Source organism: Magnetococcales bacterium, from assembly GCA_015231925.1.
Classification (GTDB): Bacteria; Pseudomonadota; Magnetococcia; order Magnetococcales; family JADGAQ01; genus JADGAQ01.
The window spans coordinates 31,004-49,512 of sequence record JADGAQ010000009.1; the positions used below are offsets into that span (position 1 = coordinate 31,004).

The 18,509-nt window shown below is 60.8% G+C and carries 20 protein-coding genes; 12 read left to right on the forward strand and 8 right to left on the reverse strand.

What is annotated here, in order from left to right; translation table 11 throughout:
• Nucleotides 1-325: hypothetical protein (locus HQL56_02280; GenBank protein ID MBF0308343.1), on the reverse strand; the 325-nt coding region annotated here is incomplete at its 3' end.
• 14 nt (nucleotides 326-339) lie between these two features.
• Entirely contained in the window at nucleotides 340-1,344 is a 1,005-nt protein-coding gene (locus tag HQL56_02285; protein MBF0308344.1) for a serine/threonine protein kinase, read from the reverse strand.
• A gap of 132 nt (nucleotides 1,345-1,476) precedes the next feature.
• Between HQL56_02285 and HQL56_02290 the strand changes: the two genes are divergently transcribed.
• Complete coding sequence (locus HQL56_02290) at nucleotides 1,477-3,072, forward strand: glucosaminidase domain-containing protein (protein ID MBF0308345.1); 1,596 nt, start codon at nucleotides 1,477-1,479, stop codon at nucleotides 3,070-3,072.
• A gap of 42 nt (nucleotides 3,073-3,114) precedes the next feature.
• Here the strand turns inward: HQL56_02290 and HQL56_02295 are convergent, their stop codons facing one another.
• Nucleotides 3,115-4,008: an RNA polymerase factor sigma-32 gene (locus tag HQL56_02295; protein MBF0308346.1), complete on the reverse strand. Its 894-nt coding sequence runs from the start codon at nucleotides 4,006-4,008 to the stop codon at nucleotides 3,115-3,117.
• Nucleotides 4,009-4,075: 67 nt separating this feature from the next.
• Nucleotides 4,076-5,992, reverse strand: a complete 1,917-nt coding sequence (locus HQL56_02300; GenBank protein MBF0308347.1) for an ATP-binding cassette domain-containing protein — start codon at nucleotides 5,990-5,992, stop codon at nucleotides 4,076-4,078.
• A gap of 114 nt (nucleotides 5,993-6,106) precedes the next feature.
• Between HQL56_02300 and HQL56_02305 the strand changes: the two genes are divergently transcribed.
• The 5 genes from HQL56_02305 to HQL56_02325 all read left to right on the forward strand — a co-directional run bounded on the left by HQL56_02305 (nucleotide 6,107) and on the right by HQL56_02325 (nucleotide 10,654).
• A complete protein-coding gene (locus HQL56_02305) occupies nucleotides 6,107-6,412 on the forward strand; it encodes a DUF3301 domain-containing protein (GenBank protein MBF0308348.1) in 306 nt (101 codons plus the stop codon).
• 25 nt (nucleotides 6,413-6,437) lie between these two features.
• Nucleotides 6,438-7,073 (forward strand): hypothetical protein, encoded by a 636-nt coding sequence (locus HQL56_02310; protein MBF0308349.1) that lies wholly within the window; start codon nucleotides 6,438-6,440, stop codon nucleotides 7,071-7,073.
• A 651-nt stretch (nucleotides 7,074-7,724) separates the two neighbouring features.
• Entirely contained in the window at nucleotides 7,725-9,032 is a 1,308-nt protein-coding gene (locus HQL56_02315) for a HAMP domain-containing protein (protein MBF0308350.1), read from the forward strand.
• A 131-nt stretch (nucleotides 9,033-9,163) separates the two neighbouring features.
• Entirely contained in the window at nucleotides 9,164-10,144 is a 981-nt protein-coding gene (locus HQL56_02320) for a diguanylate cyclase (GenBank protein MBF0308351.1), read from the forward strand.
• A 27-nt stretch (nucleotides 10,145-10,171) separates the two neighbouring features.
• Nucleotides 10,172-10,654 (forward strand): dCMP deaminase family protein, encoded by a 483-nt coding sequence (locus tag HQL56_02325; protein ID MBF0308352.1) that lies wholly within the window; start codon nucleotides 10,172-10,174, stop codon nucleotides 10,652-10,654.
• Between the two features lie 2 nt (nucleotides 10,655-10,656).
• Here the strand turns inward: HQL56_02325 and HQL56_02330 are convergent, their stop codons facing one another.
• On the reverse strand, nucleotides 10,657-11,091 hold the full coding sequence (locus HQL56_02330; GenBank protein ID MBF0308353.1) for a cyclic nucleotide-binding domain-containing protein: 435 nt from the start codon (nucleotides 11,089-11,091) through the stop codon (nucleotides 10,657-10,659).
• A 34-nt stretch (nucleotides 11,092-11,125) separates the two neighbouring features.
• The gene (yrfG, locus tag HQL56_02335) at nucleotides 11,126-11,845 is read right to left on the reverse strand and encodes a GMP/IMP nucleotidase (GenBank protein ID MBF0308354.1); all 720 of its coding nucleotides are present in this window, start codon (nucleotides 11,843-11,845) and stop codon (nucleotides 11,126-11,128) included.
• A 102-nt stretch (nucleotides 11,846-11,947) separates the two neighbouring features.
• On the opposite strand from yrfG, the gene HQL56_02340 reads away from it, so the two are divergent.
• Both HQL56_02340 and HQL56_02345 read left to right on the forward strand, forming a co-directional pair.
• Nucleotides 11,948-13,120: an AAA family ATPase gene (locus HQL56_02340; protein MBF0308355.1), complete on the forward strand. Its 1,173-nt coding sequence runs from the start codon at nucleotides 11,948-11,950 to the stop codon at nucleotides 13,118-13,120.
• Between the two features lie 2 nt (nucleotides 13,121-13,122).
• Nucleotides 13,123-13,680, forward strand: a complete 558-nt coding sequence (locus tag HQL56_02345; protein MBF0308356.1) for a hypothetical protein — start codon at nucleotides 13,123-13,125, stop codon at nucleotides 13,678-13,680.
• Here the strand turns inward: HQL56_02345 and argJ are convergent.
• Nucleotides 13,658-14,878 (reverse strand): bifunctional glutamate N-acetyltransferase/amino-acid acetyltransferase ArgJ, encoded by a 1,221-nt coding sequence (argJ, locus tag HQL56_02350; GenBank protein ID MBF0308357.1) that lies wholly within the window; start codon nucleotides 14,876-14,878, stop codon nucleotides 13,658-13,660. The genes HQL56_02345 and argJ overlap by 23 nt on opposite strands.
• A 112-nt stretch (nucleotides 14,879-14,990) precedes the next feature.
• Here argJ and HQL56_02355 point away from each other — a divergent pair, with 112 nt between their 5' ends.
• Nucleotides 14,991-15,407, forward strand: a complete 417-nt coding sequence (locus HQL56_02355; protein ID MBF0308358.1) for a hypothetical protein — start codon at nucleotides 14,991-14,993, stop codon at nucleotides 15,405-15,407.
• Nucleotides 15,408-15,458: 51 nt separating this feature from the next.
• On the opposite strand, the gene HQL56_02360 is transcribed toward HQL56_02355, so the two are convergent.
• Nucleotides 15,459-16,340, reverse strand: coding sequence for a methyltransferase domain-containing protein (locus tag HQL56_02360; protein ID MBF0308359.1), 882 nt, complete (start codon nucleotides 16,338-16,340; stop codon nucleotides 15,459-15,461).
• An 84-nt stretch (nucleotides 16,341-16,424) separates the two neighbouring features.
• On the opposite strand from HQL56_02360, the gene HQL56_02365 reads away from it, so the two are divergent.
• The 3 genes from HQL56_02365 (at nucleotide 16,425) to HQL56_02375 (ending at nucleotide 18,459) form a co-directional block, all read left to right on the forward strand.
• Entirely contained in the window at nucleotides 16,425-17,123 is a 699-nt protein-coding gene (locus tag HQL56_02365; GenBank protein MBF0308360.1) for a ComF family protein, read from the forward strand.
• A gap of 224 nt (nucleotides 17,124-17,347) precedes the next feature.
• Nucleotides 17,348-17,608, forward strand: a complete 261-nt coding sequence (gene grxC, locus HQL56_02370; GenBank protein ID MBF0308361.1) for a glutaredoxin 3 — start codon at nucleotides 17,348-17,350, stop codon at nucleotides 17,606-17,608.
• A 26-nt stretch (nucleotides 17,609-17,634) separates the two neighbouring features.
• The gene (locus HQL56_02375; GenBank protein MBF0308362.1) at nucleotides 17,635-18,459 is read left to right on the forward strand and encodes a carbon-nitrogen hydrolase family protein; all 825 of its coding nucleotides are present in this window, start codon (nucleotides 17,635-17,637) and stop codon (nucleotides 18,457-18,459) included.
• The last annotated feature ends 50 nt before the right edge of the window (nucleotides 18,460-18,509 follow it).

Sequence of the window (18,509 nt, forward strand, 5' to 3'; positions counted from 1 at the left end):
ACGGATCCTTTTTCATCTGTCCCAGGGGCCGGGTGAAGGTGAAGGCGGCGGGTTTGCCGACAAACTCCCTCGCGGCTTGGGGCACATCGGTCAAGGTGCCGTTCTCGTTTTCCGCGAAGGGCAGGGTGACCACCAGAGCCGCCGCGCCCGCCACCGTGCCCAACAGGCCCAGAGGCCGGAGAATCAGCACGTCGAAGATCGGGTTGACCTCTTCCACCGTTTCGTCGCGAGGTGGCGGCTGCCAGGCTTCCGCAGCCTGCAGGGCGGTGGTGCCGCTCAACAGGGTGAGGGCCAGCAAACCGGGGAAAAGTCGACAACGCGCCATGATGTTCCTCGTCGCTACAAGGCGATGACGGCGTCCGGATGCAGGGTCAGGCGAGCCAGTTGCCCTTCGAGCGCCACCAGATAATTTTCCCAATGGGAGACCTCCGTCATGTGGGGAAAAGCCTTGGGAAAGGCCGGATCGCCCCAGTGCTGCACCACCCAGGCGGCATGGTGCAGCATGCGCAGGGTGCGCAGGGGTTCCACCAGGTGCAACTCCTCCCGGTTGAAGGGGTATTCCCGGGTATAGCCTTTCAGCAGATGGCTCAAGGTCTGGCCCTGCAGGGCGGCGTCGTCGGGCATCAGGGTCCAGAGATCCTGTATCGCCGGGCCGGTGCCGCAATCGTCGAAGTCCATGAACTGCACCACGGGTCCGTCCAACAGAATGTTGCCGGGATGACAGTCGCCGTGCAGCCGGATCAGGGGTACCTTGCCCACCCGTTCGTAGCCTTTCCGAATGGCGAATCGCACCCGGTTGGTGAGGAGCTGAAACTCCTTGCGCAGGGGTTTGGGCAGCAGCCCCGAGGCATCGATCTCCCGACAGGCGCGGGTGCCCACATGTTTGACGTCGAGAGTGGGGCGATGCTCGAAACGCCGGCGACCGCCAACGGCATGAACCTTTCCCAGGGTGATGCCGATGCGTTCCAGAATGACGGGATCTTCCATGTCCGGATTGCGGCCTCGCAATCGCGGCATGAGGGCGAAGGAGATGTGACCCAGGCGGTGCAGGGTGTTGCCCCGGATATCGGCCAGGGGATGGGCCAGACGCAAGCCTTGTTGGTTCAACTCTTGCATAAAGGCGTGTTCTTCCCGAATGGCCCGCCGGGGCCAGCGTCCGGGACGGTAGAACTTGACCACCAGGGGTGTCTCTTCCTCGATACCGACCTGGTAGACGCGGTTTTCGAAGCTGTTGAGGGGCAACAGGGTGCCATCGCAACGGAAACCCTGACTCTCCACGGCGGCAAGGATCCGATCCGGCTTCAGATCCTTGAACTGCTTTATGGTTATCGCTTTGTTTTTCATTGTTTTTCCGTGGGAGAGAACATTTCGATTGCCAAGTAGCCGATATTCTAGCATAATGCGGCGTTTTCCGTCCGAACTTTTTTCGCTGCCAGTTCCCAAAAGGGTGTCGGCGAGGGAGGAGGAGTTTTCAGAATGCGTAGCGACCGGTACCGGATGATGACCGGCCGTGCGGGATTGTCAGCGTTGATCATGGCAGGGATGCTGTCGGGTGGCTGTGCGGCCACTCTGATTCAAGGATCGGATGCAACGTCCACTCGGGTGGAACAGCCTGCAGGGCCGAATGGAACGACCACGACGCAAGAGGGGGGGCTGAATCTCTCTCTCCGGGAGGCGTCGGGAATCCCCTCCCCCGTCTCGTTCGTCGATTCGGCCCAGGAGCTGGAATGGAGCCGTCAGAAGGATCTTGAACAGGTCTACCTTTCGCGCCTGGCCACCCTCGAAAAACAGGTCAATCGCGCCGGACAGGCGGAAGTCTGTCTGAAGCTGGCGCAGTTTTACGCTTCCCAACTGCGGGACGGAGCCCGGGCGCTGCAATACGGTCAGAAGGCTCTGGACCATGTGGAAGACGCCCGTCTCATCGGCCCCGAAAACGAAAGCGACGCCCATTTCCGTCAGGCCCCGCTGGCGGCCATGGACGAGGGTATGCGGCAGAAACAGGGCGCCCAGGCGGTCGATACCGCCAAGCGCAACTTCTACGACCTCATCGAGCGTATGGCCCTGGTCACTCTGGAACAGACCAGTTTTCTGCTGGGCGACGACGCCAAGGCGGGAGAGTACCGCAAACGACAAAGCGGTACCGGATTGACCGGCAAGGTGCCCTTGCCCCTTCCCAAGCCTCTGGCGCGCAAACCCTCCGCAAAACCCTCACACTCCCCGGACGCCTCCTCCTCCGGAAGCCTTTCCCTCGAAAACGACCGGTCGACTCCCTCGGAGAGCCCCTCGCTGACCACTCTTTCCGAGGTTGACGATGCCCACGGGCTTCGCAACCTTCCGGAGCGCCGTTCCGAAAAGTCGCAGGTGTCGGTTCCCGATTTCACCGCCATCTTCCCCATGGATGCCCGCAAGAGGCATTTCATCTCCTTTTTCGTGCCCTTCATCGAAAAGGAGAACCGGCGTCTGCTGGAGGAGCGCCATCGGGTGCAGATGCTGCAGGCCCGCTACCAGGGAGGGGAGTCGCTCAGCGTGGAGGAGTACCGCTGGCTGGGGGAACGGGCGGAATCCTTCCGGGTGGAATCGACCCTTGCCGAAAACGGGAACGGCTTTTTCCGGGATCTGTTGAGCCGCATCGATCTGGTTCCGGTCTCCCTCATCCTGGCTCAGGGCATCGCCGAATCGGCCTGGGGCACCTCACGCTTCGCCCGTGCCGGGTACAACTATTTCGGACACATGTGCAACACCCCCGGATGCGGCATCGTGCCTCGGGAGCGCCGTCCCGGCAATCGCAACGAAGCCAAGCGGTTCGAAACCCCGGAGGATTCGATTCTGGCCCATATCGAGGCACTCAATACCAAGGAAAGCTACCAGGGGTTCCGGGATTTGCGGGTCAAATTGCGTCAGAAGGGGGGGGAAATCACCGGGGTCGGTATGTTGCCCGGTCTCTCCACCTATGCGGCTACCGGGCATCGCTATCTGCGTTATCTGGAGCAGATTTTCGAGGAGAACACCCTGACCCGGTTCGACAAGCCGCGCCGGGCGGAGAATCAGACCGAAGAAGCGGCCAACAAATAGAACGGATTGCGGCGCACCGTCCGGCGGTGCGCCGATGTGGTTTCAGCCCAGCACTTCCCGCGCCGCCGGCAGAGCTGACAGGGTTCGGGCCAGTTTTTCCATGGCCTTCTTCTCCAGTTGCCGGATACGCTCCCGAGTCAGGCTGAGCATCTCCCCCAGTTCGGCCAGGGTCTTGGTCTCCTCCTCCAGGAAACGATGCTGCACGATGAGTCGTTCCCGGTGGTCCAACCCGGCCATTCCTTCGGAAACAAGCTGCTTGACCCGAAGCTGATGTTGCCGCCCCATGGCACGGACTTCCGGATTGGGGCGATGGTCGGGCAGTTGGGTGAGCCGGTCTTCGCCATCCTCGACACTGGGAGCGTTGAGTGAGATGTCCCGCTGGTAGAGTCGGGCATCCATTTCGAGGATGGTCTCCCTGTCCACTTGAAACCGTTGGGCCAGCTCTTCGGCTTCGTCGTGGCTGAGGATGGAGGCGTCCAGCCGGTTCTGCCGCAGCTTGAAGAAGAGCCGCCGCTTCATCTGGGTGGTGCCGATCTTGACCAGGCTCCAGGTTTGCAGAATGAATTCGTGAATGGCGGAGCGGATCCACCAGAGAGCGAAGGTCGCCAGGCGGGCGCCCCGGCTGGGATCGAAGCGTTTGACCGCCTGCATGAGCCCCAGGGTGCCCTCCTGAACCAGATCGGGCAGATGAGAATGGTACCCGAGGTATTCCCGGGCGATTTTGACCACCAGGCGCAGATGGCTGCAGACCAGTTGATGGGCGGCTTCCAGATCCTCCTGCAGGCGAAAGCGCTCGAAAAGGGCCTCCTCCTCTTTGGCGGAGAGGTAGGGATAGTTCTGCACGGTGGTCAAAAAGCGTTCAAAAGCGCCGTCCTGCAGACCAACAGGTACCGGCAGGGTTCTGGATCCGTGTACGACGGGCAGACTTGTATTCATGAAAACCTCCAATTCATTGCGTCGGACAGTATCCTTTGTAGGAGTAATTTGGAGGAATGGCAAGTTTTTATGAGTCGGCCGGGCCACTTGACCGGGCTTCCAGACTTTCCCAGCGGTGAAACAGGGCGGCCAGCTCGGTTTCGAGGGCGCCCAGGCGGATGTGATCGGTGTTGATCTCGGCGGGGGGCCGGCGGTAGTAGTCCGGCGCGGCCAGGCGGGTTTGGAGGGTGGCGATCTCCCGTTCCAGTTGCTCGATGCGCGGGGGCAGCTCCTCCAGCTCCCGGTTTTCCCGAAAACTCAGTCGTTTGGTCGCCGGGGCTTTTTTGCTGTTTTCCCCACGGGGCGGAAGAGTCGGGGAGGGCGTCTTGCGCGATTCTTCCCCTGCCGGGGCATCGGCCTCGGGGCGTTGGGCCAGCCAGTCTTCGTAGCCGCCGACCGACTCGGCGAGAAGTCCGTTTTCCTGGAAGATGAATATCGACGTGACCACGTTGTCCAGAAAGGCCCGGTCGTGGCTGACCAGCAGTACGGTGCCAGGGTAGAGCAGCAACTGCTCCTCCAGCAGTTCCAGGGTCTCCACGTCGAGGTCGTTGGTGGGTTCGTCCAGTACCAGGAGATTGGAGGGTTTGGCGAAGAGCCGGGCCAGCATGAGGCGGTTGCGCTCCCCCCCCGAAAGGGTCGATGCGGGCGCACGGGCCTGATCGGGGGTGAAAAGGAACTCCTGCAGATAGGAGATCAGATGGCGGGAGCGTCCGCCGGCCCGGATGGTGTCGCCGCCGTCGCTGAGATTTTCCATGACGGAGACGTTGGGATCGATGACGCTGCGATGCTGGTCGAAGTAGCAGACTTCGATGCCGCTGCCCAGACGCAGGTTGCCGCTTTCGGGGGCGATCCGGCCCAGCAGCAGATTGATCAGGGTGGTTTTGCCGCAGCCGTTGGGACCGATGATGCCCACCTTGTCACCCCGCAGGATGGTGGTGGAAAAATCCCGCACGATCGGTTTGTTCTCCCAGGCGTAGGTGAGCTTGCGGGCTTCGATGACCAGGCGCCCGGAACGTTGACCGTCGGAGATGGTGAAGGAGGCGCTTCCGGGAGTGTCCCGACGGGCCCGCCGCTGTTTGCGCATCTCCAGCAGGGCCCGCACCCGTCCTTCGTTGCGGGTGCGCCGCTCTTTGACCCCCTTGCGGATCCAGACCTCCTCCAGGGCCAGTTTTTTGTCGAACAGGGCGTTTTGTTTGCTTTCGACCTCCAGTGCCGCCTGTTTGCCGTCCAGATAGTTCTGATAGTTGCCGGGCCAGGAGGTGAGGCGCCCCCGGTCCAGTTCGAGGATGCGGGTGGCCAGACGGCGCAGAAAGGCCCGGTCGTGGGTGACGAAGAGCAGTGCCTGGGGCCAGGTGAGGAGGAAATTTTCCAGCCACTCCACCGCCTGGATATCCAGATGGTTGGTCGGTTCGTCGAGCAGCAGAAGGTCCGGGGAGGTGACCAGGGCCTGGGCCAGCAGCACGCGACGCCGGGTGCCGCCGGAGAGGCTGGCGAAGGGTGCGCTCCCGTCGAGCTGCATGCGGGTCAGTTGGGCCAGTACGGCGCTTTCCATGCCCCAGCCGTCCAGGTGCAGCATGGCGTCATGCACCTGATCGGGGGTGAGGGCGCAGCCGGTGACGCCGGTTTTCTCCATCTGGTGCCAGGCGGCCACCGCCCGGCCCGCCTCGTCGCCGAAACCACGGGCCACCACCTCCAGGGTGGAGAGTCCGCCCAGCTCGGGCACCTCCTGGGGAAGTCGGGCGATACGCAGACCCGGCGCACGCACCACCTCTCCCTGATCGGGTGGCATCTCTCCCGCCAGCAGGCGCAGCAGGGTGGTTTTGCCCATGCCGTTGCGACCGATGAGACAGACCCGTTCCCCTTTGTCGAGAACCAGATTGGCTTCATCGAGCAGGGGCGGTCCGCCCAAAGCCAGGGTTACCTGGGCCAGTTGAATCAGAGGCATGCGGACCTCATGCGAAAAAGGGAACCTGTGGCAAGGTGGTATCCTGCCTCAACCAAACGTGGCATAATGCTCCCGGCAGGGGCATTGGGCAAGCCGAAAAGGGGATTGGCCTTCGTGGAACTTTACCTGTTGACAGGACTGGGCCTGATCCTGGCATGGTGGCATTGGCACATGAAGGCCCGTGAACTGGCCTGGAACGTGGTCAGCCGGATTTGTCGGGAGATGGAGGTGGTTCTGCTCGATGAAACCGTGGTCCTGATCAGCCTGCGACCGGTTCGTTCGGGGCGAAGATGGCATTTGCGGCGCGTCTATGCCTTCGAATTCATGGGTGACGGAATGTTGCGGCAAACGGGATTGGTCATTTTTGTCGGGGAGCGCATGGAGAGCCTGCTGACGGACTCCGCCAACTCCGTTCATTAGACACTTGCTTGTTTTGGAGGTAATCATGGCCGATGAGGAGCTGAAATCGACCGAAGGGACGCCAGGGGCCAAACGGTCCCGGGTGGCCTTCGTCAAGGGGATCGTTCTCTTCAATATCATCTTTTTCTTCGTCTTTCTCGCCGCAACGCCGTTTTTGACCTTCTGGCTTTATTGGCAAACCGATTTGACCCGGACCATGTTGCCCGTCCTGATCGGCTTCTGTCTGGAAGGGGCTTTTCTGGTGCTGGCTCTGAAAATCTTCGAGGAGCGCAGCACCATGCGCGAGCGGGAGAAGAATACCCAGGTTCTGCGCTTTTGTCTGGGGGGAGTCGTGGAACGGGCCTATGCCGGGGCAAAGCTCTATTCCAATCCTTACATTCCCGATCCCGAGGGATTCCGGGAGGAGCTGGCGGAGCTGGCCGGGAAGACGATGGCGGAGGAGGTGGTGCTGCGCATGGTGAATCAACTGCAGCGGGAGCGTTCCGCGATGGAGGCACTTCTGCCGATCGCGGCCCGGGTGGGCGCTCCCTGTCTGGCTTCGTGGATGCAGCTGTCCCTGACCTTGCAGGTGCCGCCCGAGGAGAGGGAGATGACGAGACTCGTGGGTGTTTTGAGCGAATTTTTGCAGGGAGTGCGCGATTTCGACCGACAGGATATCTGAAAAATTTTACCGATTTTGCTGTCGTTTCCTGGTGATGGTTCCCATTTTCAGATATAAAGAGCCGTCCGTTGGGAATAGCTCTTTGTTGTCCGGAGGATGGGGCGAATGAATGCTCTGAAAGATGTAAACTTTGGGACGCGAATCATCCTTTCTGCTGTACTCATAGTAATATTGTCGTTTGTATTTGTTGTTTTTATGGTTAAGAATCGCATCGAAGTCGATTCGATGGATGCGATGATTGCTCAGGCGCGTAGCATTGTCGTTCAGGCGGAAAGCGCCCGCAACTATATTGCCGGCCTGGGGCGGGACAAGATGTTCGATGAGTCCCTGGTCAAGGAAGCTCAGGAAGAGGTTCGCAAATCCAACGCCCGCAGTCAGGAAGAGATCATTCAGGCCGCCCGCAAGACCCGTTTCTATCAGACCATCCCCATCGTAGCCGGGTGGACCATCGGCCAGCAGAAGGCCAAGGACGCCCACCACGAATTCCGCGTCACCCGTATCGGGGCCCGCAATCCCAAAAACGAAGCCTCCCCCATCGAGCGGGAGATGCTCGAAAAGATGTCCCGGGAGGACAAGGACGAATTCTGGCAGATCGACCACGAACAGAATGTGCTGCGTTACATGCGCCCGGTGGTTCTGAATCGGGAGTGCATGGTCTGCCACGGCACGGAGCGGGACTATCCGGAAGGCAAGGGGTACGATCCCCTGGGAATTCGCATGGAGGGCTGGTCCTACGGTGAGCAACGGGGCGCCTTCGAAATTCTGGCCGATCTCAAACCGATGCAGGCCCATGTGCAGGAAGCCCTGCTCAAAATTCTGGGTCTGGCCCTGGGCAGTATCGTTCTCATCGGACTGGTGATCTTCACCCTGGTGAAACGCCTGGCCATCGGGCCGGTCAGCGAACTGCGCGCCCTGATTTCCCGGATTGCCGAGGGCGATCTGACCGTCACCGTTCCCGAAGCCCGCAGCCGTGACGATATCGGCTTGACCGTGGCGGCCACGGGAGAGATGGTGACCAATTTGCGGGACGTGGTCCTCAAAGTCCAGGAGGCCTCCAAATCGGTGACGGAGAGCGGCATGGCCATGCAGGCCAGTTCCGGGGAACTCTCTCAGGGAGCCACGGAACAGGCGGCTTCGGTGGAGGAGACCTCCGCAGCCATGGAGCAGATGGCCTCCAACATTGCCCAGAACTCGGAAAACGCCCAGCAGACCGACCGCATTTCGCGGCAGGCGGCCCAGGACGGGGTGGAGAGCGGCAAGGCGGTGGAGCAGGCGGTGACGGCCATGAAGGAGATTGCCGCCAAGATCTCCATCATCGAGGAAATCGCCCGTCAGACCAACCTTCTGGCCCTGAACGCCGCCATCGAAGCCGCCCGCGCCGGTGAACACGGCAAGGGCTTCGCGGTGGTCGCCGCCGAAGTGCGCAAGCTGGCGGAACGCAGTCAGTCGGCGGCGGGTGAGATCGGCCATCTTTCCGCATCCAGCGTCGATGTGGCGGAAAAGGCGGGCAATCTGCTCAAGAAGCTGGTGCCGGATATTCAGCGCACCGCCGAGTTGGTGCAGGAGATCTCCGCCGGATCCAACGAGCAGAGTCAGGGGGCTTCCCAGATCAACGGAGCCATTCAGCAGTTGGATCAGGTGATCCAGCAGAACGCCGGCGCTTCGGAAGAGATGGCGGCCACGGCGGAAGAGCTGGCTTCCATGGCCAAGAAACTGGCGGAAGCGATCGGATTCTTCCGGGTGAGTGGCGGGCATGGGGGCTCATCCTCCACCACCTCCCGCAAAAGCGGCCCGGCGGCGACCTCCCGGGCCCCGGCCAAACGCCCGGTGGCGGCTTTGCCGGCCCCGCGTGCCAAGGCGGCACCTGCGGCGCGGGCCAAACCGGCAGCCAAAGGGGGCGGTGTGAGTCTCGATATGGACGACGAACCGGTCGGTGACAGCGAATTCGAGCGTTTCTGATCCTTTGAGGATTCCGTATTCCAGAAAAGGCGGCTCTTTAAGCCGCCTTTTCTGGTTTTAATCCTTTATCCTTCGTATACTGTTCGAGGCGGCGTCCTGCCGTTCGTCCGGATTCTCGGGAAGGAGGTGTCATGGGCATTCTGATCGCGCACCAGTCGATGCCTATTCGCCAGGAATTGGAAGCGCTCCTGCGCGAGGAGGGCTTTGGCGATTTGGTTATTGCCAATTCCCTTGGGGATGTCTACCGCATTCTGGGTCTCGACGATCCGGGTACCGCCGTGCCGGGTCTCGACCTGATCCTGGTCGACGGGACCATGCGGGAGGGAGAAGGCCGCGAACTGTGCCATGAGATTCGCAACGCCGAACATACCCGGGATGTACCCATCATCGCCCTGACCTCTCAGGAGTCGGTGGAAAGGCTGGCCATGCTCTTTTCCGCCGGTGCGGTGGACTATCTCAATCTGCCGGTGGTGGCCGTGGAGTTGGCGGCGCGGGTACGCTCGGCCTTGCGGCTCAAACAGGAGATGGATACCCGCAAGGCGCGTGAACTGGAACTGCTGGAGGTGACCCGCAAGCTGGCGGAGGCCAACCGCAAGTTGCAGAAGCTGATCTTCCTGGACGGGCTGACGGGTATTGCCAACCGGCGTTACCTGGACGAGTTTCTGCAGAAGGAGTGGCGTCGGGCGGCCCGGCAGCAGGAGAAGTTGGCTCTCATGCTGGTGGATATCGACTACTTCAAACGCTTCAACGACACCTATGGACATCAGGCGGGGGATGCCACCCTGCGCGGTGTGGCCGAAACCCTGGAGCGTACCTTGAAACGGCCCGGCGATCTGGTGGCCCGTTACGGGGGGGAGGAGTTCGCCGTGGTCCTGTCGGAGATCGGGGATGGTTCCGGCGCGGCCCAGGTGGGGGAGAATCTGCGGGCGGCCGTCGAGGCTCTGGCCATTTCCCATGAGTGTTCGGAGGTCGCCAAGGTCGTCACCTTGAGCATCGGCGTGACCGTCGCTTCGCCGCAACCGGGGGACGGTCCGGGGGAGGCGGTTCAGTTGGCGGATGAGGCGCTTTATCAGGCCAAGCGTTTGGGGCGGAATCGGGTGGTAACGGGGTAGTTTATCGCAAGTCGGGAATGTCGGAACATGGCTGAAACGGATGGTGAAAACGTGCAACGGCCTTCATGGGACCGCCACTGGATGGATGCCGCCCGGTTGGCCTCCCAAATGAGTACCTGCGCCTCGGGGCGCAAGGTGGGTGCGGTCTTTGTGCGAGACAAACGGCTGCTGGCAACGGGGTTCAACGGGGTGCCCAGCGGCTATCCGCATCCTTCCGTTTGTATTCGCCGGGAGAAGGGCATTCCTTCGGGGCAGGGGCTGGATCTCTGTGTCTGCGCTCATGCCGAAATCAACGGTATTGCCAACGCGGCGCGTTACGGCATGTCGCTGGAGCGGGCCACGGTCTACGTGACCTGTCAGCCGTGTGCTTCCTGCATGGGGGCCCTGGCCAACGTCGGCATCGAGAAGGTGGTCTTCGGCGGAACCTATCCGGATCCCCGCTCCGTGGAGATTGCCCGTTATGCGGGCATCGACCTGCTGGCCTTGGAGGAGGATCCGGCGAAAGTGTGATGTCAGGGAAGGGAGAGAGCGATCTCTTTTTCGCCTGCGAGGGTGGTTCCGGGGCACGGCAGGGAACGGGTCAACTCCCGCAGGCGCTCCAGACTCTGGGCGAGGATACGGAAGGTCAGCGCGGGATCGGTGTGCATCTGCCGCACCAGGGTGAGCCGATCCACGGAAAGCACGCGGGCGTTTCCTTTGGCGCGAGCGGTGACGGTGCGCACGAAATCGCCGGTCAACACCGTGAGGCCGAAAAGCTCTCCGGGGCCGAGAACGGCCAGAACCATCTCCTGACACCCCTCACGGGCCGCCAGAATTTCGACGTGGCCCTCCTGCACCGAATAGATGGTCTCTCCGGTATCCCCCTGACGAAAGATATACTCCCCATCCTCGTATCGCACGCCCAAATGGCGCATGGGGCCATTGAACCACCCCGAAAGAACGCCCATATCCCCTCCTGCCGGACAACGTTTGCCTCGTTGTTTATATCATGTTCCTAGCAATTTCGATACCAGGAATTGGCAGAAGTTCCGTCAGGCGGGCCACGGATGGAAATTCGGCGGAATATCGGGTCGGCAGGGTCGAACTCGGGGCGGCGCAGTGCAACAGATGGGGCATCCCGGCCCGCCGGGCCGAGCGCAACACCGCTTCGGCATCCTCGATGAGCAGGCAGGTGTTGAGATCGAGGTGCAGTTTTTCCGCCAGACGTGCCCAGAAGGTGATCTCTTCCTTGGGCAGGCCCAGTTGATGGCTGGAGAGAATCGCCCGGAAGTAGGGGGCAATGCCGGTTTGGGCCATCTTCAGGGAGAGGGAGGAGGGGTGGGCGTTGGTGACCAGGAAGAGGGTTCTTCCGGAAACCTGCAACGCTTTCAGAAAGGTCAGGGTATGGGGCAGCAATCGGATGCCGTCGGCGTGATCCGTCTTCAGGGCGGCCACGTCGATCTCCAGGGTTTCGCTCCAGTAGTCGATGTCGTACCAGGGCAGGGTGCGTTCCACCGTCTTGTAGGCGGCGAAGACCCGATGCCGGGCCTCCTCGAAGGCCAGACCGTGGCGACGCCCGTAAGCGGCGGGCACGATCTCCCGGAAGAAACGGTCATCGAAGGCCAGATCGAGAAGCGTGCCGTCCATGTCGAGCAGGACGGTGTCGATCTCCGGCCAGGAGAGGGGCACCGGGGAGGGCGTGCTTGTTGGGGTCTGAACCATATGATACCATCCGTTTCAATGGGACATCTTGTTGTGTAGCTGGAATTGTATGCATGGCGCGGGTTCTGTCCATGCCTTTTCGCTGTTTGGGAGGGTCGGTCCGTGTTGAAGAGGCTCTACATCGACAATTTCCGCTGTCTGGTCAATTTCGACGTGGAATTGCGGAGGCTGGGCCTCTTTCTGGGGGAAAACGGTTCCGGCAAGAGTTCGCTGTTCGACGCGCTCGACAAGATTCGTCGTTATATTGTCGAGCAACGGGATGTTGGAGAGGTTTTTCTGGCTCGGGACTTTCCCTTTTGGATGCGGGAACATCCCGAACCGAGGCAGAGTTTCGAACTGACGGTGGAGGGAAACGGCGGGATTTACCGCTATCGTCTGGTGATCGATCTGGATTTGGAAGGCAACCGCTGCCGCGTGTGGGAGGAGAGACTGACCTTCAACGAGGAGAACCTGTTTGTCTTCGAGATCAAGGTCGAGGAGGTTGACGGCAGAAAACAGGCGAGAGGTCTGGCTCAATTGTTTCGGGACGATGCCGTACAGAGGGAAGGTCCGGTTTTTCCCACGGACTGGAGTCGTTCCGGGATAGGTTGGTTGATGCCACATCGGGAAAACCGCCGCCTGCAATGGTTCAAGAACTGGTTGCGGGAAGGGCTCTGCCTGGTGCGTTTCAACCCATCGTTGTTGGGACAGGAATGTGTTGAGTTGGCTGAGATGCTGCAAGCGGATCTGTCCAATTATGCGGCTTGGTACAACCGCATCGTGCTTCAGGAACCGGAAATCCAAGATGAAATAGTAGCAACACTGAAAAATATTATGGAAGGATATTTCAGTTCCCTCTCTTTCAGTAAATCGGGCAGTTTGTATCGGTTGCAAGCGCGTGTATTTGGAGTTGGGAAGAAGGTTTCCAACCTGGAGTTCAATCAGCTATCCGATGGGCAGAAAGCACTCATAGTATTGTACTCTATTTTAGTTGCTTATTCTAATCGAAAGTGTACCGTATTGTTTGATGAACCTGAAAATTATCTGGCCCTTCCGGAGGTGCAGCACTGGTTTCAGATGGTCTTGGAATACTACGACCAGGAGGAAGAATCTTCTTCACAATATTTGATGCTGTCCCATCATCCACGCATCATGGATGGTTTTGCAATGGATGATATAACATGGCTGTATTGCCAGAATGGCATGACTCGAAAGAGGAATATGCTGGATGGAGACCGGGAAAAGGAGTTGCCCCTGTCGATCCTGGTAGAGCAGGGTTGGATCACGGAGGGCTGAAGGTGGATTTGTTCGATGGCTGGCAATTCACGATTCTTTGTGAGGATGTCCGGACTGAGCGGGCCATTTCGGCTTTTCTGCGGACAAAAAAAGTTCCTTCCCGGCGCATCACCCCCGTGCCACGTGGTTCTATCGGGTCCGGGGAACAGTTCGTTCGAACCCATGCCGATGCTGTTGTCAAAGGAGCTGTTAAAACGGATGTTAGGCGAATCGTGATTGTTGTGATGGATGCAGATAAAGCAGCGTCACAAGATGAATATAGACAGATTGATATCTCGGTGGATTTATCGAATAAAAAAGTTGTCCTCGCGCGCTTTATTCCAAGACGAAATATCGAAACATGGCTGGCGTGGCTCAAGTTTACCGACGAGGATATTGATGAAGCGAATAATTACAAGGCAAAGATCAATGATGGCGATATCAAATCCTTGATCGGAGGGCTTCCGAAAGCCCTCCGAGAGAGATACAACACAACACCGCCGTCATTGCGGAATGCCGTGGAGGAGTGGGATCGTCTGAAAGAGAGGGTGGATAAACTCAACTCCGATAGTCGGCATTGATGGCAATGTACTCATGGGTCAAATCGCAGGTCCAGACAGTACCCTCCCCCGGCCCCGATCCCAAGCGGATGGTGATGTCGATTTCAGGGCGCGACATCACCGCTTGGCCCATCTCTTCCCGGTAATCCGGGGCGCGCATGCCGCCGCGCACGATCTCCGCCTCCCCCAGGGAAATACCTACCTCCTCCATGTCGAACGGCACCCCGGCGTAACCCACCGCCGCCAGAATACGTCCCCAGTTGGGGTCGGAGCCGGCGCAGGCGGTTTTGACCAGGGGGCTGTGGGCCACCGCTTTGGCGACCTGTTTGGCCTGGGCATCGGTGCCGGCGCCGTGAACCCGGATGGTGAGAAATTTTGTAGCGCCTTCCCCGTCCCGCACGATCAATCGGGCCAGCTCCTGGCAGACTTCGGTGAGGGCCTGCCCCAGAAGGGCGGCTCCGTGAGAAGCCGCATCGGTGATGACCGGGTTGTGGGCCGCACCGGAGGCGAAGACCATCAGAGTGTCGTTGGTGGACGTATCCCCATCCACGGTGATGGCGTTGAAACTCGTGTCGACGGCGCCGGACAGCAACGTTTGCAGGGTGGGGGAGTCGATGGCGGCATCGGTGAAGCAGTAGGCCAAAAGGGTGGCCATATTGGGGTGGATCATGCCCGCCCCTTTGGCAAACCCGCAGACGGTGACGGGATGTCCGTCGAGGTCGAACTGCCGGAAGGCCTTCTTGGGGAAGGTGTCGGTGGTCATGATGGCCTGGGCCGCCGCTTCCCAGGAGTCGGTATTCCTGTTGCGCAGCAGCAGGGGCAGGGCGGACGCGATACGTTCCACGGGAAGGGGTTCGCCGATGACGCCGGTGGAGGCGATGAAGATCTCCGCTTCGTCCACCTGGAGGGCTTCGGCCAGTTGGCTGATGACACGCCGCCCGTTTTCGAGTCCGACCGCGCCCAATCCGGCGTTGGCATTTCCGGAGTTGACCACCAGGGCGCGGGCCTTGCCGTGGCTCAGGTGTTGCCGACACAGCACCACCGGCGCGGCGGCGAAGCGGTTGGTGGTGAACACCCCGGCCACGGCGCAGGGATCCGCGCTGGTTACCAGGAGGAGGTCGAGCAGCCCCGCCTTCTTCTTGATGCCGGCAGCCGTGGCGGCCAGTTGAAAACCTGCCACGGGGGGCAGCAGCACAGTGGCAATGGGACCGACAGCCATGACGAGTCTCTCCCGGAATAGACGGGGATGGATTGAAAAGGGGCTTTCATTGTGCCTGTCGGAGTGGTATTACCTCTTTTCGGGCGGGAACGCAAAGCGGAAAGGTAAGACGATGGCGGGGTTTCGCAGTTTGTTGAACGGACGTTTCGATGGCATGATCCGGGTGGATGATCTGGAAAATCTGTGTCAGCGCATGGCCGGTTACGATTCCTGGTATGCCGTTGCGCCGGGGCAGCCTCACGGAGCGCCGGAAAGCGGCGAACGGGTCACGACCCGCCTGCGGGAACTGGTGGATGAAATCTTGCGGGAAGAGCGTGGTGTGTGGACCACCATGGTCTATGTGCAGGCCATGGAGGATCCGTTGTTGGTGAAGGTGTTCCATCCCCGCCGGGCGGGATGCGGCTGCGGGACGTCGAAGGGCATCAAACCCTGGTGGGTCTTCTCCCGTGTGGAACCGGAGCCTGTGCCGGAATGGAACGATGCCGTCTGTGAGTTGCCCAAACCGCCGATTTGGCAACGGTTGTTTTGACAAGGGCCACCGAGGGGGCTCCTTTCCCGAAGGTTCCCGTCTGCCCCGGCCTCAGGATTTGGTCGGATTCTTCCAGCCGTGGCCAAAGAGAATGTCGATGGTGACGGGTAACGCCTGTCGCTCATCCAGACCCGCTTGCAAACGATAGTGCCGTTCCATGCGGTTGAACCACGCGCTGCCTGACAATCCCGAGGGACGCAGGTGGTGGTGGTTGCCCGCTCCGAGACGGCGCAGCAACAGCGCCAGATCACGGACCGACGGCACCGTGGGGGTGATCTTCTCCCGATCCACCACCACCAGGGAGAGCCCCGCCCCCTGCATCATCCGACCCAGTTCGTCCAGATCCGGAAAAGCGGCGATTCTGGGCCAGACACGTCCCCCCCGGGCGGTGTCGTGGCTTGTCAGGGCCTGGTTCAGCTCGCGCAGGGTTTCGCTTCCCGGTACGGTGAAGAGCAGCAGTGCGTTGTCGGCCATGACCCGGCGGATCTCCCGCAAAGAGGGCAGCAAGGCTCCCCACCAGTGCAGCGCCAGGGAGGAGACCACCAGGTCGAAGCATCCGGTGGCAAAGGGCAGACGATGGCTTTCCAGCACCAATCCGGGCAGCGGGCGGCGCCAAAAGAGGCTGCCGCTTTCCGGACGGGGCGGCAACGGGGTGGTAAAGGCCCCGCTGATCAGGGTTGCCTTGGGATACCGGGCGTGAAGGAGAGCGGGGGTGGTTCCGCTGCGGCAGCCCAGTTCCAGGATACGCGCCGGTTCCAGGCGGATCTCCTCCAGTCTTTCCACCAACAGTCGGCTGACCTGGGGCAGCAGGGGCAGAGTGGAGGGATCCCCGGAGGTCACCCGGGAGATGGCCCGTCGCACGCGCCGTGCATCAAGACGCGGCGGCGGTGGCGTCAGGGTTTGTGTAAGGGGCTCGGAAGGGGAATCGTCCATGGGGAAACATGCCTTGGCAGGAGAAGGAGTGAGGCTTCATAGATACCCCCAGTGGCGTGGATTGAAAAGGGTTGGATCTCGGCCATGATCGCCCGTCTGCTCGATGGACTCTTTCCGCGATTTTGTCCCCTGTGTCAGGGCGAACCGATCGGAGAGACCTTGTTGTGTCACGCCTGTCGGACAAGTCTGCCCAAGCTTCCGGAAGGGGTTTGCCGGCGTTGCGGCATGCTCTTTCCGGGGGAGTTGCCGGAGGGGTGTGCCATCTGTCGCCGGGAGAGCCGTGTCGGGGAGGGGTTCTTTTGCCCTTTCGTTTTTCAGGAGCCGGTGGATCAACTGGTGACCGGGCTGAAATTCGGGGACCGCACCGAGTGGGCCGCGTTGATGGGGGAGTTGTGGTGGCAGGAGTGCGGAGAAGCGCTGTCACGGCAGGCTCCCGACATGGTTGTTCCCATTCCGCTGCACCCCTGGCGGCTGATCCGGCGGCGATACAATCAGTCCGCACTGTTGGCCCGGGAGGTGGCGCGGCGACTGGGTGTGCCGTTGCACAGCAAGGCCCTGTTGCGCCTGCGCTGGACCCTGCCGCAAACCCGATTGAGTCGCGCCGAGCGGGTCAAAAACCTCATGGGAGCCTTCTGGGCGCGGCCTGCCGTGGTCAAGGGGCGTACCGTAGTGGTGCTTGACGATGTCATGACCACGGGAGCCACACTGCAGAATGCGGTGGCGACGTTGTATCGGGCGGGGGCGTCACGGGTGATGATCGCCTGTTTTGCCCGCACGTTGTGAAGCGGAAAGAAGAGGTCCAGGGGAGCTGCCCCGAACCCCTCGATGATGCTCCCCGTCTTCCCTCTTCCGGGATGTTCCGAAGGAAAAATGGGCCTTTCCTCTCGTCTTTCCTTGCACCCCCACCCCTGGTGATGCCATGTTTCGGGGTGGTGCCGCGACTGGCCTTGCCGGTTCGTTCGGTTCATTGCACGTTTACGGGAAACCGCTTCCACCTGGAGTGAGCCATGCCGGAGATTCTCATCTTTTCGACCACCACCTGTCCCTATTGTGTTCGGGCCAAACGCCTCCTCGAACGTAAGCAGGTCGCCTTTACCGAAGTCAACCTGGACAAGGAACCGGATCGTCGCGACGAGATGCTGACCCGTAGCAACGGGCGCAAGACCGTGCCCCAGATATTCATCGGGGAACGGCATATCGGAGGTTGCGACGATCTGCATGCCCTGGACGCCGCCGGAGAACTCGATCCGCTGCTGGCTCCGGTTTAGAGGGGCGAATCATGGCCATGGACAGGATGGATTTGGAGCCGGTCACCGCGGCCGTCATTCAACTCTGCTCGGGTTCGGATCGCAATCGCAATCTGGAGAGGGCGGGCCGCCTTCTGGAATCGGCGGCTCACCATGGGGCGCGCCTGCTGGTTCTGCCGGAGAACTTCTCCTACATGGGGGCCAACGACGAGGAGCGGCGTCGCAATCGGGAGGATCCGGAAACGAGTCCCTCCATCCAGTTCTTGCGGGATTATGCCCGGAAGTTGGGGGTTTGGATCGTCGGCGGTTCCATTTCCCTGGCCACCGAAGGGGAACGGGTGGCCAACGTCTCCCTGCTGGTGGACGACAAGGGGCGCATTCAGTCCCGCTACAAGAAGATCCACCTCTTCGACGCCAACCTTGGCGGCGGGCAGACCTATCTGGAATCGGACGTGGTGGAACCGGGCCACGATCCGGTGGTGGTTTCCACCCCCTGGGGGGTGCTGGGCCTGACGGTCTGTTACGATCTGCGTTTTCCGGAGTTGTTCCGCAAGCTGGTGGATATGGGAGCCATTCTGTTTTCCGTGCCCAGCGCCTTTACCCTGACCACGGGCAAGGATCATTGGGAGGTGTTGTTGCGGGCCAGGGCCATCGAGAATTTCAGCTATGTGCTGGCTGCCGGGCAGTGGGGACAGCATCCGGGCGGGCGACGCACCTATGGGCGTTCCATGATCGTGGATCCGTGGGGAACCGTGGTGGCTTGCTGTCCCGACGGGGAAGGTTTCGCCATGGCCGAGGTGGACCCGGTGCGTGTCACCCGTTACCGTGGCTGGATTCCCTGCCTGGATCACCGGGTATTTACCTGGAAGTAATTCCATTTCTGTTTCATTCGTTCATTAATACGGGGGTCCGGGGGCGATTA